The organism is Microcystis sp. MC19 (assembly GCF_003019735.1).
Lineage (GTDB): Bacteria > Cyanobacteriota > Cyanobacteriia > Cyanobacteriales > Microcystaceae > Microcystis.
This window is the reverse complement of the sequence record NZ_CP020664.1, coordinates 1852801-1870361: the sequence shown is the minus strand read 5'-3', so window position 1 is coordinate 1870361 and position 17561 is coordinate 1852801. Positions and strand designations below refer to the sequence as shown.

The window sequence follows — 17561 nt, the reverse complement described above, 5'->3', positions numbered from 1 at the left end:
TATCAGAAAAGTCATGATCAAGCTAGAGGTTTAAAGACTGATCGGGTTCCAATTATTTTTATTAATAAATATTTTACACAATTCATACCAGGTAAGCAAGAGGGCTACGCCACTACTACCCAATCATTACCATCCTGTGTTTGAGGAGGAGGAATCGGGAGAATCTATTGCACCAAATTAGCTGAAACAATCCACTACAATACCTCTTGTTTTATATAATAAAAACTACAGAGGACAGATAATTAACCTTAAACTAATACAAGTATATCAGAGGCAGAAATAGTGGGTTTAGAACTAAGAGTTACAATTTGAATGGCTGCTAGTGTACCTGTCCCGTCCCCATCAAAGAATAATCCTCCAGTGATTGTATTATAAATAAAGCGATTGCTGGCATTTAATGCAGTTGTTCCTAACACAAATTGAGCAGATGTAATCGCAACTCCTGCGGCTAAACCACCGCCAAAACCCGCAGCAGAGAGAGCAATTTTATCCCCCTGACTGGAGAGAAAATCAGTAATTGTGTCAATCCCTTCATTGCGGTTATTGAAGGTGAAGCGATCGCCACCCGCACCCCCTGTTAGGGTATCATTACCTAAGCCACCAATTAGAATATCATTGTCCAGAGTACCACTGAGAATATCATTGTCTGATGACCCGATAATGGGTAAGGGATTACCAATCTGATTATCACCGTTAAAGTCTTGTTTGAAATTGGTTTCTTGGTTGAAAGCTTGGGTTGAGTTTAAGTTCCAGCCTCCCTGGGAAGATTGCCAATTCCAATTGTTATCTAAATTCCATATATATAGAAGGTTTTGTGATGTATTCCTCAAGAGGACTTGGTTAATTCCATTAACGGTTTCTGCGGCTAAGATTTGCCAACCAGGGTAGGTATTTGTGGCAACATGAGTGACCCCATTTTTAATAGCAGTGGGGTTATTATTACCAATTTGGGTGTAAAGTTTATTAGTTGCGTCTTGGACTAATTTGGTGTTACCGAAGGTTTCTATAGTAGCATTGCTTATGGCATTAATGGTGAGTATAAAAACGTTACTGGAAGACAATCCTTTAGTATCTTTTGCTTCAATCTTAATATCGACACTAGAGCTTGTTGTATCCTTAGAAGTTCCACTAAAAGTTCTTGTCTTGGGATCAAAAGATAACCATTTAGGTAGGGAATTACCATTCACATCTGTTGCTGAATAAGTTAGAAAATCGTTTTTATCTATGTCTGTGAAAGTAGTTTCAGCAACAGTGAAAGTGAATAATTTATTAGTGGTTGCTGTTTGATTGGGAATGGGGTTAATGATAATGGGAGCAAGATTTTCTTGAATAAGAGCATCATTCTTCTCTAGGATGTTTATCAATTCCTGATTGGTTGTAACCCAGTTTTCTTGTTGCTGTTGGGCTAAGTCTGCTTGTATTTGTTGATTTTTTTGACTAATTGCTTCTAGTTTTTGCCATTCCAGTTCAAAAATACTTCTGATTTTCTCTTTAAGTTGAGGTTCTTGATCGCCAATAGATACGATCTGTTCAATAGCTGCTGTTAAATTCTCTAGAGTTGTATCTTGAGATGCGGTTGCGATCGCTTGACCAGATTTAACAATATATTCAATATCTTTCCATTCAATTCCTGCTTTTTCTTTGAGTTTCTGAGTCAATACTTTATCTTCTTTCCAAATGTTGATAATTTCATCGGTTGATTTTTTCCATGTTTCTAAGTCATTGGTGTCAATGGCTTGTTTAATTAATCGATTGGTAAGGACAAGATTTTCTAACTGTACCCAAGTAAGTCCAGTTGCTTTTTCAGCTTGAGTTAGAGTATTATTATCTACCCAAATATTAACAGCACTCTTAATGGCATTTCCCCATTGTGCTAGTGTTTGTTGATCAACGGCTTTAGCTATTTCTTGACCAGCTTTTACTATATTTTCTATATCTTGCCAATTCAAATTGGTGTAGGTTGTGAGTTTTTGGGTTAAAGTAGGATCATCTTGCCAAATTTTCAGAATTGCATCACTGGCATTTATCCAGTCTTGGGTTGTATCTTTGTTTATCGCAGTATTAATTGCCTGTACGGTTTTGTCGAGTTTTTGAAGTTTCTCCCAAGATAAACCTGTGAGGTCTTCTGCTGTAGATTTTAGGGTATTATCATCTACCCAAATATTAGCCACTCGTCTGATGGCTTGTCCCCATTTAGCGATTTCTTGACTGTCAATCGCTGTTGCAGAAGCTTGACCTGCTTTGACAATTTTTTCTAGGTCGGTAAAGTCTAAACTGGTAACTTCTTTGAGTTTTTTGGCAAAACTAGGATCGGTTTTCCAGATTGTTAAAATATTATCACTGGCAGTAATCCAAGATTGAGTATTATTATTTTGAGTGGCTTTATCTAGTTCCTGAACAGTGTTTTCTAATTTATTTAATTGTGACCAAGTTAGTCCCGTTGCTTGTTCAATTTTGCTTTTTAATGTGGCATCATCAGCCCAAATATTAGCGACTTTTCTGATCGCTTGTCCCCAATCTTTTAACTTTTCACTGTCAACAGCGATCGCAGTAGCTTGTCCTGCTTTAACAATCTTCTCAAAATCTTGCCAATCTAAGCCTGTATTGACTTTAATTTTATTGGCTAAGGTTTGATCTGTTTCCCAAAGTTTCAGGATTTTGTTACTAGCTTCTATCCAAGCTAAACTATTACCTTGTTCGTAGGCCTTATTAAGGGTTGAAATGGTTTCCTCTGTCTTTTGAATTTGTTCCCAAGAAAGTCCAGATACAGTTGTTAATTTGTTCTTAAGCGTATCGTCATCATACCAAATATTGAGAACTTCTTTGAGAGATTGTCCCCATTGTTCAACGCTTTGCTTATCAGTAGCTATGGCAATAGATTGACCTGCTTTAACAACTTGCTGGAAATCTTTCCAGTCTAAATTTAGGTTAGTTTTTAAGAAGTTTTGGAGGGTTTGATTACCTTGCCAAATGCCCAGAAGTTCATTACTGGATTTAATCCAAGCTGCTGTATCTCCTTTTTCAATGGCTTTATTAATGGCTTCTCCTGTCTGGGTAATTCGTTGGATTTCTTCCCAAGAAAGTCCTGTAACTTTTTGTGCCTCAATTTTGAGTTTCTCATCAGTAACCCAGACATTTACAATGCTTTTTACAGATTGAGTAATTGCTTGCAAATTACGTTCTCTGACAGCAATTTCCAGCTTAACTCCCGATTGAATGATAGTTTCGACTTCTTCCCATTCAAACCCTGTTAAATCTTTAATAGCTTTATGGGCTTCGGTTCCTAAATCAACCCCTAATAAACTATCATCCACAAGGTTAATTGCTTTACCAGCTGTTTGAATGGCTTTAATCCAATCTTTATTGTCGATAGTTTGATATAAGGCTGAACTTAATTTCCCAAAGTCTTGAATTTCTTCCCATTTTAATCCCGTCAAATCTATTAGTTCTTTTTTCCCAGCTTCCCCTAATCCTAACGCAAAGTTTTTGTCAATTTGTCCGGCAATCTTACCGATTGCATTAGCCGCATCTAACCAGTTGCCATTTTCAATTGCTTTGATGCCTTGGGCTGTTACTAGAGAGACTTGTCCTGCTGTAATAAAGAATTTTTGAATATCAGAAGCTTGACTTAATTTTGTGATGTCTTTAATGCCAAGAGATGCCGCATTAGCTAATGATTGAACTCCAGATAATAAGGCGAGAGTAGTATCTCCTGTTTTGGCGTACTGATAGGATGAGTAAGCACCTTGGGCGACTGTTTGGAATCTGGTTAGGTTGAGTAGATTGGGTGATAATTCATATTTTAAGAGTTCTAATTTCTGGGTTAATTCACCAACTAAGCTCAAATCTTTTGCTTCTTTGGCAACATCAATTGCCTTGGTGGTTTCAATAACTTGAGGATTCTTCGCTAGTTCGCTATTAATATCGCTAATTTCGTAGCTGGCAAAAGCCATTGCTGCATGGAAAACTGCACCCGCCCAGTCCCCATTATAGGCTGATTGAACAGCACTAATTGAAGCACCAATAACATTGAGCGTCGTAACAACAGTTAATGAGGATGCGGCTGCTAGAGATGCTCCTAGTGTAGCTGCTGTTGTTGCATAAAGATATAAACTAGCCCCTGCTGTGATAACTGCCGAAGCAATAGCAATAACTAAAGCAGCAGTCCCTAAAACTTCATTAACAAAGGCTTTCTTTCTGATTCTTCGTTCTTTAACTCGCCCCTCAATAATCTGACTTAAAAGCTGTTGAGACTGTCGCGCTAAATCATCGGATAAATCAACTGCACCTTGAGCATAGCCAACCTTAGAGAGAATCTCTAAATTCTGCTGACTGAGCAACTCTTTTTCTTGAGTTAATACCCCTGTTTTCTGAATCTCCTCATAGAGTGCTTTACTCGCTCCCTTGAGGTCGGTTTCTGATTGTTTCAGAATGCCTAAATATTGCTGTTCTTCTTGATCTAATTTGGTAACTTCAGCATTCAGCTTATTATTCTGCTCAATTAAACCATCAACCGTTTTCAGTAAATTATCCTGAATCGTTGCGGCTTCTTTCCCCTGTAAAGCAGCATGAATATCTTGACGAGTTGCTGTTAATATGCTCTCCAATTCAGCAGGTAAGCTGGGCTGTTTTTGTTTCAGGGCATCTAAATCGGCTAAGATGCCAGCGAGTTGTCCTTTATAGTCAGCTTGGGTGATGATATTGGCAATCGGGTTAATCCCTAAGTCGGTGCGGAGGTTATTAATCGCTTGCTGGAGTGCTTCTTCGGTGTTAAGTTGGTTTAATTGTTCAAGTTTGGTGACGGCAATTTGACGATCGCGTTGAATATCTAACCGTTGTTTTTCTAACTGGGCTGCCACCGCATCATCAATTAATTGACCGCGTTTTTCAGCGATTTCTTGTTCTAATTGTGCCTGCGCTAAGTTGAATTTTTCAACGGAAAGAACTTGCAATAAGGTTTGATTTGTCCAGTCTTTCAGTTGGGATAGGGCATCTATACGAAATTCAGCAACGGCGATTTCTTGTTTATGGGCCTCAATCGCTTCTTGAGAATTGCCGATACTTTGTTGAAGTTGGGCCAATTCTTGGGTAGCGAGGGCTTTTTGTCCTTCTAAGAGGGTAATTTGATTTTCAGCAGCTTGACGAAGGGCGGTAAATTGGCTGGCTTGTTGTTGCGCCTGTTGTTGCAGTTGCCGATATTGCTGCATTTCAGCATAGTATTTATCGGCTAAGATTAAATCTTCGGGTCGGGCAATTCCTCCTGAACAACCGCCACCTTTATCGCTGGCTAAATCTCGATAATCTTTGTAATAAAGTTCGGCGGCAGTAGCCATATTGTTGGCGTTGGCAACTTCCAGAAGTTGGGCGGCTTCTTGGCTTCCGGCATCATTTGCCTGTTTGAGGATGGTGAGAAGTTGGCTTTCAAAGCTGTTTAATTCTTGGCGTTTAGTAGTGGCTTGGAGGGTGTAATTTTTTTCGAGTTCAGTGGCTTCTAGGAGTTTTTTCAGTCCCTGTTGTTTATCTTTGATGGCGGCGAGGTATTTGTCGTTTTGCAGCAGGAGAGAGGCTTGCAGGTCATCCATTACTGCGGTTAAAGCTTGGCTACTGGCTTCGGCTTGTTCGGCGAGTTTTTGGACTTCGGCGAGGGTTTTCCTGGTATCTGTGAGTTGTTGTTCGAGGGTGCTGGTGTCTTTGTCGGGACTGGCGAGAGTCGCATCGAGGAGTTGATATTCGGTGAGGAGTACCTGTTCTTGGGTTGAGAGGAGGGTCTGTTTTTGGGTGAGGGTGGCTTGTTGGGAGGTGAGGACGGTTTGTTTTTGGGTGAGGAGTTGGATGGATTGGTCTAATTGGGCTTTTTTGGTGAGGTTTTCGTCGCCCCCATTATCGAGGGAGGTTGGGGGGAGCAAATCCCGTTGGGTTTGCAGTTGAGTGATGAGGGTTTTAGCTTGGGTGAGTTCATCGGTGAGGTAGATGGTTTGTTGTGTCACCCAATTTTTGGCGGTGGTGATGTCTTGTTGCAGAAGTTGGGTTTGGGTTTGCAGTTCGGCGCGTTTTTGTAGGACGCTGTTGAGGGCGGTTAGATAGTTGTCTTTACTGGTTTGGTATTCGCCGGTTTCTTTTTGAATATTGGCGGTGGCGGTGGCTGCATCTTGGGTGGCTATTTGCAGTTGGTTTTGCAGGATGGGGAGGAGTTTTTCCCAGTCACTTATTTGGGCGATTTTGTCTTCGCTGAGTTTTCTTTCTGCTTCCAGTTGTTGCAGGAGGTGGATAAATTCGCTTTGGCTGAGGGCGGCTTCATTGGCGACGGCGTTGGCTTTATTCCATTGGTTGAGGATGGTGGTGGTGGTATCTTTATTTAATGTATCGGTTTCGACTCCTTTAAGGAGTTGGGCGGCGTGTTCTCGGAGGGCGGTCGCTTGTTTGGTGTAGGTGTCCCAGATAATCCAATCGTGGTCAACATGGGTGATAGCTTGTTGTTTGGTTTGTTTTCTTCCGTACCATTTCTTTTCTTGATAGCTACGCCATTCAATCCAAGTGGGTCCTTGTTTACGGCTTCGTTCCCAATAAAAGGCGGATTTTTCTTGATACCAGTCGGCTTGGGAGATGGAAGCGGCGGCTTCGGCTTGTTTTTGGCTGATGCTGTTTTTTAGTTGGTCGATTTGTTGTTGGGATTGGGTTTGTTGGTCGCTAATTTGTTGTTGGAGAGTGGCGAGGGTGGTGGGGTTGTTGAGTTCGGGGAAGTATTTGTTAAGAAGTTCTTGGGCAGAAAGAGCTTGACTAAAGGTACTATTCCCTGTGTTTAAAAAGGTGCGAATAGTATTAGATGATGTCCATTGAAAACGGATGTCGATTTTACCATCATTATTAAAGTCGTTAACTTGTACTTGATCAGGTGAACCGTTGATTAGTGTAGTTGTAATGGGATCTAAATATTGGGTAAATGTGCCGTTTCCATTACTGATATAAAGTCGGTTTGTACCTGAAGATTTCCAATGGAAATAAGCATCTTGTTTTCCGTCTCCGTTAAAGTCTGCGATAAAAGCATTATCAGGTGAGCCATTAATAACCGTTGCGGTGATGGGGTCTAAATATTGGGTAAATGTGCCGTTTCCATTACTGATATAGAGTCGGTTTGTACCTGAAGATTTCCAATGGAAATAAGCATCTTGTTTTCCGTCTCCGTTAAAGTCTGCTATGAAAGTATTATCAGGTGAGCCATTGATTGCTAATGCACCAATCGGGTCTAAATATTGAGTAAAAGTGCCGTTTCCGTTGCTGAAATAAAGGCGATTTCTGCCTGATGCTTTCCAATAGAAATAAATATCTGTTTTCCCATCTCCGTTAAAATCCCCAGTGAATACATTGGTAGGAGATTCATTAATAGCAGTGGTTGAAATAGGGTTAACGTATTTGGTAAAAGTACCGTTACTATTGCCTAGATACAGTTCATTTATTCCCGATACATTCCAGTGATGATAAGTGTCATTAATTTGATCGTTATTGAAGTCACCAATCAGGTTGTTATCAGCTAATTTCTGAACAGTGGGAGTTTGATTAGTATTGTTTTGAGTTAGCTGATTGAATTGATATTCTGTTAAATAATTCTGTACCTTGTCTGGATTTTGTTGTGACTGTAGGGTTAGATATGCGGTTTCTAGGCGAAGGCTTTGGAGATTAGCGATTGTTTTACTTTCGATAATATTAGTTTGTTCCGTGACAACTTGGGGAACTGCTATAGAACTATCAATGGTTCTTTGTACCCCATTAGTTAATGTGCCATTATTTTTGTTGGCTGTTAAATCATTAACGGTGTTTCCTGTATTTTCTTCAAAGTTCCAATAACCGATTAATCCTTGTTCATTACCCGTTAATTTTTGATTGAGACTAGCCTGAATTTGGGATTGAGTTTTAGCCACATTCCAAACTCTTACTTCATCAATTTCACCCTTAAAATAACCAGAATCAGCAGAATAACCAATACTAATCTTATCTTGCCAATTAAAATCTGATACAGTTCTTGATCCTGATGCAACTAATTGACCATCAACATAAATTTGTTGACCCCCTACTGATGCACCAAAAACATGAGCGACATGATGCCATTTTCCATCAGCTAAATTGAGTCCACTACTAGCAATTACTTCATTATTCCAGATCCGAACGACTATATTACCATTAGATAAATGAATACTGCGATCATGACCTCCTGACCCTGCTATAACAGAGAATAATCCCCCATTCAAGGATGTAGTTTTAAACCATAATTCATGGGTAACTTCTGTTTCTGGTTCATTTAAGTTCATTTGTATGGAATCATTAACCCCATCAAAATAGAGAGCTTTTCCTTCAGGTCGTGTGATAGGATTAGAATTAGCTACCGTGCGCTGAACTCCATTAGTTAATGTGCCATTATTTTTATTGGCTGTTAAGTCATTAACCGTATTTCCTGCACTTTCTTCAAAGTTCCAATAACCTACTAATCCTTGTTCGTTTCCTGTTAATTTTTGACTGAGATTAGCTTGTATTTCTGCTTGAGTTCTGGCTACATTCCAGACACGAACATCATCTATTTGTCCTTTGAAATAATTTCCTGGACCTGTAAATCCTTGTCTGCCACCGATACGAAAATCATTCCAAGTTGTAAGACCGTCCACTAGAGTTGCTGAGGTTTCATAGGACTGAATCAATTCCCCATTAGCATAAATTTTGACAATATTCTTATCGTAAGTTAAAGCAACGTGCGTCCATTGGTTTTCTGGAGCAATATAACCCGTGTTAATCCAATCATTGCTTAAACTTGGATTAGCCCAAAAATACCAGCGAATCGTTCCATCGGAAAACCGAGCAATCTCATATTCTCCTTCTTTATTGAGAATAATTCCTTGGTCTGCTCCTTTAACTGGATTAATCCATGCTTCTAAGGTAAATTTATCAGTTAAAACAAGAGAAGATTTGGCTCCCACTTGAGTATAATCATTCACTCCATCAAAATAGAGTGCTTTTCCTTCAGGTCGTGTAATTGGATTAGAATTAGCTACTGTACGCTGAACTCCATTAGTTAATGTGCCATTATTTTTATTGGCTGTTAAGTCATTAACCGTATTTCCTGCACTTTCTTCAAAGTTCCAATAACCTACTAATCCTTGTTCGTTTCCTGTTAATTTTTGACTGAGATTAGCTTGTATTTCTGCTTGAGTTCTGGCTACATTCCAGACACGAACATCATCTATTTGTCCTTTGAAATAATTTCCTGGACCTGTAAATCCTTGTCTGCCACCGATACGAAAATCATTCCAAGTTGTAAGACCGTCCACTAGAGTTGCTGAGGTTTCATAGGACTGAATCAATTCCCCATTAGCATAAATTTTGACAATATTCTTATCGTAAGTTAAAGCAACGTGCGTCCATTGGTTTTCTGGAGCAATATAACCCGTGTTAATCCAATCATTGCTTAAACTTGGATTAGCCCAAAAATACCAGCGAATCGTTCCATCGGAAAACCGAGCAATCTCATATTCTCCTTCTTTATTGAGAATAATTCCTTGGTCTGCTCCTTTAACTGGATTAATCCATGCTTCTAAGGTAAATTTATCAGTTAAAACAAGAGAAGATTTGGCTCCCACTTGAGTATAATCATTCACTCCATCAAAATAGAGTGCTTTTCCTTCAGGTCGTGTAATTAGATTAGTATTCGCTACTGTGCGCTGAACTCCATTAATTAATGTGCCATTATTTTTATTGGCTGTTAAATCATTAACCGTGTTTCCTGTAGCTTCCTCAAAGTTCCAATAGCCGACTAATCCTTGTTCATTACCTATTAATTTTTGACTGAGATTAGCTTGAATTTCTGCTTGAGCTTTAACAGTGTTCCAGATTCTTACCTCATCGATTTGCCCCTTAAAAAAGTCAGTATTACTCCACTGACGATTACCAATCCGTAACTCATTTTGATTGGTGTCAACATCTCCAATCGTTCCTACTCCATCATAGGTATAAATTAATTGTCCATTAACATAAGTTTTAATTCGTCCATTCTCATAGCTGAAGGCAACATGACTCCACTGATTTGATTTAACTCCATATCCTGTACTAATCCAATTCCATCCCGGATTACTGTTTGCTAGGGCATAATAGATGATGTTATCTGCACCACTAAGGGCTAAAAGATATTCTCCTTCTCGTCCAACAATCATACGAGTGCGAGAATCCTGTTGAGGATTAATCCAAGCTTCTAGAGTTAGAGTATTAGTAACTTTTAAACTCGGATTTGTCCCTGCATTAATGTAATCATTCACTCCATCAAAATAGAGTGTTTTTCCTTCTGGTCGTGTAATTAGATTAGTATTCGCTACTGTGCGCTGAACTCCATTCGTTAATGTGCCATTATTCTTATTAGCTGTTAAATCATTGACGGTGTTTCCTGTAGCTTCTTCAAAGTTCCAATAACCGAGTAATCCTTGTTCTTTACCTGTCAGGTTGCGATTATAATAAGTCTGAATTTGAGCTTGAGTTTTAGCCACATTCCAAACTCGGACTTCATCAATTTCTCCTTTAAAGTAACCAGAATCAGCCGAATAACCAACAACTATTTTATCCTGTCCACCAAAATCTGATATAGTTCTTGATCCTGATGCGACTAATTGACCATCAACATAAATTTGTTGACCTCCCACCGATGCACCAAAAACATGAGCGACATGATGCCATTTTCCATCAGCTAAATTGAGTCCACTACTAGCAATTACTTCATTATTCCAGATCCGAACGACTATATTACCATTGGAGAGATAAATATGGCGATCATGTCCTCCTGAACCTAAATTACCTGCGACAACAGAAAATAATCCCCCATTCAAGGATGTAGTTTTAAACCATAATTCATGGGTAACTTCTGTTTCTGGTTCATTCAAATTAATTTGTATATAATCATTTACACCATCAAAAAATAAAGCACGATTAGGTTGTTCAAATGTTTCTCGAATAGCAGTTAAAGGTGCTTCTTGTGCTTTGACAATGCTATTCTGTTTCTGCTCAATATACTTCTGTAAATTCGTTTCTATCCCTTGTTCTTGTTGATCATTAGTCAAATCAATCTGAACCACTAAATCTTGAGATTTATTAGTTAGTTCTTGATTTAAATTACTAATTAAAAAAGCAGGGTAAGAGCATCTCAATTAGGCTTGACAAAAGGCTTTCAGCACAGCCATCATATAGTTATTATCCATGGCCGCCCGTTTACTTTTTTGTGCCAGACTACGTCGGTAAGTGGATTCCTGGTTAAGAGCGTTAAGTGCTACTCGTCTCAAGAAGGCAAAATTACGAGGGCTGTGACCAGAGCGAATCCGACATTGATCCTCATTAAAAGTAACATCTAAAATCCAATGAGCCTGATTTTCAATGCCCCAATGTTTACGAATAGCATTACCTATTTTTTGAGCATCAGCAGGGAGAGAACTGAGATAAAATTGGACTTCACAAGTGGTTTTATTCCAAAGATGACGAACTCGTTTAACCATGATAATACTTTGAAGTCCTTGCCATTGAGCCTGTTGATAAAGACCGCCGAAAGCTTCTAAAGGTACAGCCCAACACCAACGTTTTTCGAGGCGATGATGACCTTTTTCCAGACGGTAATCATAACTAAATTGAATACCATCAAATTGATGTGCTTGAGCTTGCTCAAACCAGTTTTTGACCTGAGTATAAAGAGTCGGATGATTAGCTTTAAGGGCGACAACGTAGTCAGCTTTTTTGGCTTGAATATGATTAATAATCGCCGTTTGAGTTCCCATAGCATCTAGGGTGATAATTGCCCCTTGAAGGTCTAACAGTTCTAGTAAAGCGGGAATAGCAGTAATCTCATTGGATTTATCTTCCACCTTGACTTGTCCTAAAACTAATTTCTGCTCCCCCGCCCAAGCCGTCACTAAATGCAAGGCTTTAATTCCTTGATTACGGTCGTAAGAACCTCTGAGACTTTTCCCGTCTATGGGAACTATTTCCCCCGAAAGAGAACCGATTAAATGGGGCAGCCATTGAGACAAAACTTTGTCCAAAACTTCCGGGTTAATCCGTTCAAAAACCCGCCGAAAAGTGTCATCAGAAGGAATGCCATTAGGTAATTCTAAAAACTCAGATAACCAAGACTGCTTACTGAGTCCATAATTTTCCATGTCTTCCCAACCTTTGGCTCCTGCTATAACTGCTAAAACAGCAATGACTAAAATATCAGTTAATAAATGTTTTTGGGTTCGGGACGCTCTTGGGTCAGGAATATCTTGAAGATAAGTCAATAAACTAGCTTGAATTTCATTTATTGATGTTAAAGGAAGCTCAGGTTTTAGTTGAGCTTTATTTCCGGTGGGGAGAACGGGAGCAAAACCTTTACCCATGAGCTATTTCCTCATTAATTTTCATCAACAACAGTGAGACTAAGGCTAATTATAAATTATACAGAGGTAGCAGCGGCTAAGTCTGGGTACTGGCAGTGCGGGACGGTGCTATGGCGATTTGATTACCCTATTCAGAAATCTTTGTCAAGTACAATTTATACCAAATTAGATGAGCTTACCCTGATTAAAAAAGGACGGTTATTGCCAATCAAACCCTCAACAGAAGAACCCGTCGCTAATTGACTATAAGCTTGAGACAACGGCGTAAAAACCTCATTTTGAAACCGCTTTAACGTCGCCTCATCAATAATCCCACCAGATTGAGTAAAAATTTCATTATACTTTTCTAAATAGCTCTTGACAAAACCTATATTTACTCCTTGCAAGAGAGAAGCTAACTGATTATTGCTTAACAAATCACTCAGAGACTTTAAAGCATCAAAAGCATTAGCATTAGCATCTTTAATCGTCTGAATAACGCCATTTCTTTGATCATATAAAGGTTTCAGATTAATCTCAACTAATCCTTGACGACTATCTTCCCAGTCAATATCATTCCAACCATTTGCCCGACCCAAAGAAACAACAAATGTTTCTCCCCCTGCATTATTAGGTTCACCCGGTATCCATTGCCATGATTCATACTGATAAGGCTCTCCACTATACCAATACCAAGGACCATTATGATTATGATGATCGTATAATCCAATCCAGAAATTTGTACCGAAATTATCTGTAATCCAAAACTGTTCTTGAATATCATTAACCGTAACTAAATTTCCTCCAAGAGATACTGCCCAATCTTTCGCCCAATAGGATCTTGTCCAACCCGATAAAAAATATAAATTACCCGTTTCTGGACGAGTTTTCGGATTATACGCCGCTACTCTTGACTTAGCAGAATTAATTTGACCATCAACATTAGCTAAATTATTATAAGTACCCGATAAAGCTGAATAATTACCAAAGAAGCGCGTAAAAGAATCCCGAAGACTGGTTAACAGTGCATATTGTTTTTCATACTTAGTTAAATCCGAATAATGCTGTCCCAACTTCGCCAAATCCTGATACTCTTGTAACTGCTTTTTAGCCAAAAACAGCGCATCCGTCACAAAATCAATACTATCCGCCAAAGCATCGCGCCGTCTTACCGTTGACTCCCGAATCTGTAACGCCTCATCCAACTGAATCTCATTTAGATAATAATCCCCATAAGGAGTCGCCAAATTCTCATCAATATAACTCGTCAAACTATCAAACGCCTGAGACGTAGCTTGAGAGCCATTCCAAACCTTAATCGTTAAATTATGATTATCCTCTAAATTATCCACCCAAACAGTCGTTAAACCCTTCAACTGGTTAGCCAATTGACTGTTTAAACTCACATAACCCTCAATATTATTATTCCCTAAAGCCACCTTAACCGATGCTTCATGGTCCGCAGAAGTCCCCTTTCTCGTCTCCAACTCCTGCTTAAACTCCAACTCACCCGCTAATACCGTTTTCTGATAATCTTGTACCTCTCCCACAACCTTCTGCTTCTCTAAAATCGCCTTTTCCAACGCCGCAATCTGAGAATTAGACCCATTCCCATCCTTCAAAGCGGTTAAATCAGCCTGAAGCGCACCAATTTTTTGCTTAAGACTATCAACCGTATCCTGCAAAAACTTAGACGAATAATCCTGAGTCTTGAGAAAAGCATAATCCGTCAGCAAATCCCCCAGCGCCTTATCCGCAACCGTCACAGCTTGCTTATTCCCCTCCCAAGCTGTTTTAATATCCACTAAAGCCTGATTCTTCTTCTCTAAATCCTCAACTTGCTTGGGAATAATGTTACTGGTAAGTCCCTGTAACTCCTGATTTGAGTCATCAATTTGGAAAATAACAACCGCCAACTCCTGATTATACTTAGTCGTCGCAATTGACAGTAAATTCTGTTGTTCCTGAATCTGAATCAGATAACCATTAATCTCCTTCTGAATCCCATCTTTTATACCCGGATTCGTTTCAGCCTTCCAACGAGTATAAGCATCATCAATACTCTTCTTAATATCCTTCTGTTTTTGCTCATTTTGTGTTTTAGATTGAGTAAAGCTAGAGGTTAAAGCCGTCTTTTTATTTTCTAGATTCTGCAAAATGTCAGTTAAAGACTTCTGCTTACTGAGACTCCCTTCAAAAGTTTCCTTCGCAAAGGAATAATCATCATTAGCTAACCTTAACTGTTCCTCCGTCGTGTCTAATTTAACCTTGGCTTTGTCCAATTCGCTGCTGAGAATTTCATACTGCTTCAACGCTGTGGGAATCGGTAACGTTAACTTCTCCAGTTTTGTCGGTTGAATATCCGTATTATTAAAGACAAAATTATCATTATCAATGATCTTGACAATTGCCGTATTTTGTGTACCAATCGTCACCCCATTAGTCGGATTCGTCAAGGATAGGTTAAGGGTTTCCACCGCTTCAAACTGACTATCTTCCTTAATCGGAATCGTAATAATTTTAGGCGCACTATCCCCATGAGCAAACGTAACCTTAATGGGGGTATTATTATAATCTTCTGCGGTTGCTGTACCATTATTTAACGTAATCGTCCCACTCACTTCTGTATCACTTCCCCCCGTGCGAGTTACAACGACTTGAGTTATACGACTTCCGTTTTCAGTAAGCGTATAAGTCGGCGCACTAAATGCTAAAACTCCAGGAATGGCTACATCATCATTAAGAATAGTTAAAGTCGCCTTATTTTGCGTTCCAATAATTGCGCCACCCGTCACATTAGTAATCGCTAAATTCAGGTTTTCTTCCAGTTCATAAGCCGTATCATTAATCAGAGGAACCGTCACCGTTTTGCTGGTTTCTCCCGCTGCAAAATTAACCACAATAGGAGTATTTTTGTAATCATTGACAGATGTAGCCGTACCATCAGTAGGAGTCACGGTGACACTAACCGCACCCTCAAAGTTATTTGTCCGGTTTATGGTAATCGCCTTAACTACCGTTCCATCTTCTTTCACTACATAGTTATTATCGCTAAAAGAAAATGTCCCCGGCTCAATAATATTAGTAACATTAACCGTTAACTGTTTCTCATAAAATTGTCCATCTTGATCAGTTGTTCTGACACGAATACTGTAGCTTGTCTTCGCTTCATAGTCAAAAACACTATTACTTTTTAGCTGATTATTACTGATAGTAAAAAAGCTATTATCCGTATCACCAGCACCAGATACTAAACTATAGGTAAAGGTATCCCCCGGATCGGGATCAGTGCTGGTAAAATCACCAATTACAGTATTAATGGCTTGATTTTCAGCGATGTTATTATTAGAAAGAGTGATATTAGTTGCAGGTGTGGGAATAGACGTTACTCTTAACGAAACCCCACCGGTATTATCCTCATAAACAGTATCATAAATCCAGAAAGTGACATTTCCCGCGTTCTTCAAAACAAAAGTAGTATTTTTCGCATTAGCCAGTGCTAGGGTATCATTTCCCCAGTTTTCTGATAACCGTCCTGTAGAGAAAGAAAATTCACTACTATCAATCTGATATTGATTTGACCAATAAGGGTAATAATTATATCGATAATTCCAAGCGTTGTATTGACCGCCTTGAGCAATCCCAATATATTCAACCTTATAATCGCCTGCTGGCAAAAATTCAGTAACACTACGTCCCCAACGAGCTTCAATATTAATAATTTTAGTAAGCATGATTTATCACTCCAGAAAAAGTGAAAATATTTTATTAATTGAGGTTAAGTTAACTAACCGATATTGTCAATAGCCAATTTAAACTGACTTAAAGGCTGGTTTCCCTTCAGGCGCTCCCAGGGGTCTTGTGGCGATCGCATTCAAGTAAAATCTTGAGCGATCGCTTTTGCAACTTCGGGTTTAGCCAGTCGTTGCTGATCTATAGTTCACCAAGCTTCTGCTTGTTGCCTATATTATATACGGAAAGCTTATCTCTGAATTACTTCCTCACCATGAAAATTTTAGCGGGTGATGGCGAGGGGAATAATTTCCGCGTTAACCTTTCTCTTTCCACTAAAAACCCCACAGAAAAGGGGTTTCTCCGAGACACCCGTTTTCTGTGGTTCTCAATTACTCCCTGATAATGACAATTTTAGCGGGTTGTTGCGAAGATGCGATCGCTAACGTCAAAGCTAGGCAGTTAAAGTATTTAACCAATTGATTAAATCTTCAACCGTAGAGAAATCGAATAAAGCTTCTCCTAATGCTTCTACATCATCAATACTTAACTCCATAATTTTAGTTTCCAATGAAGGATTAATCTCCCCTAACTTGCGTTTAATTTGACGAAGAATCAATGTCTTTTCCCGTTCAATACCTTGTTCGATACCTTGTTCGATACCTTGTTCAATACCTTGTTCGATACCTTGTTCAATACCTAGTTCAATACCTTGACGCATCCAACTGGTGGTAATTTGCATAACTCCCTCCTGTACGGGTTGACTAAATGTGCTAATCTCTTGTTGAAATTGTATCTCTTCGGCAGGATTTAGATTGAGATAAGTATCAATAAATCCAGAAATTAATTGCATTTTTGCAGGATTTAACCTTAAAGTAATTAACAAGCGCAGACATTCCGCCTTAACTTTTGCTCGCTCTTTCTCGGCAATGTTCATCTTAGCCATCAAAGCTGAAGCAACCGGATTCGGCTGATTGAGAAAATCTCGCCAATTTAATCGATTTAACTGCACTACTTGATAGTTAAATTCTAATACCTTAAAATCGGGAAAATCGACTACATATTGACTAATCGCTGCTCTTTTTGGCTTTGAATAAGAAAAAATTACAATCGGATAAATCGGTAAGACAAATTTCTCATGAAAGCGAGCAAAATAAGTAAACATTCGCCGGTTAAACCACTTTTGGGAACTTTCCTGCGCCTCTACATGAATCAGAAAAAAAGATTCTTTTCCTCGAAACTTAACCTGTGCGACTAAATCGCTTTCATACCTTTCTCCTTCCGTGACATCGGTAAATACTTCTTTGTCTAAAAAAGTAATCGAGTCCCTATCTAAATAATCTATCAATTGAGGGAAAAACAACTCGATAAATTCGACAAAAAAGGTGGAGATTAACTCCTTAAATAAGCGATCATGGTCAATATTATTAGTCATGTAATGTCATCTTAACTAATCTG

Annotated in this window: 4 protein-coding genes; all 4 read right to left on the bottom strand. The window is 39.0% G+C overall.

Features of this window, described 5'->3' with window-relative positions:
• Nucleotides 1–248: 248 nt before the first annotated feature.
• Complete coding sequence (locus B5D77_RS09490; protein ID WP_106908732.1) at nt 249–11174, bottom strand: LamG-like jellyroll fold domain-containing protein; 10926 nt, start codon at nt 11172–11174, stop codon at nt 249–251.
• Entirely contained in the window at nt 11175–12392 is a 1218-nt protein-coding gene (locus B5D77_RS09485) for an ISAs1 family transposase (protein ID WP_254052976.1), read from the bottom strand.
• A 155-nt stretch (nt 12393–12547) separates the two neighbouring features.
• Complete coding sequence (locus B5D77_RS09480; protein ID WP_106908731.1) at nt 12548–16105, bottom strand: Calx-beta domain-containing protein; 3558 nt, start codon at nt 16103–16105, stop codon at nt 12548–12550.
• Between the two features lie 452 nt (nt 16106–16557).
• Nucleotides 16558–17538 (bottom strand): DUF4351 domain-containing protein, encoded by a 981-nt coding sequence (locus B5D77_RS09475; RefSeq protein WP_106908730.1) that lies wholly within the window; start codon nt 17536–17538, stop codon nt 16558–16560.
• Between the last annotated feature and the right edge of the window lie 23 nt (nt 17539–17561).

What these genes read in the sequence shown, in the direction of transcription:
- B5D77_RS09485 (WP_254052976.1), bottom strand. Translation starts at nt 12,392, where the DNA reads ATGGGTAAAGGTTTTGCTCCCGTTCTCCCCACCGGAAATAAAGCTCAA.
- B5D77_RS09480 (WP_106908731.1), bottom strand. Translation starts at nt 16,105, where the DNA reads ATGCTTACTAAAATTATTAATATTGAAGCTCGTTGGGGACGTAGTGTT.
- B5D77_RS09475 (WP_106908730.1), bottom strand. Translation starts at nt 17,538, where the DNA reads ATGACTAATAATATTGACCATGATCGCTTATTTAAGGAGTTAATCTCC.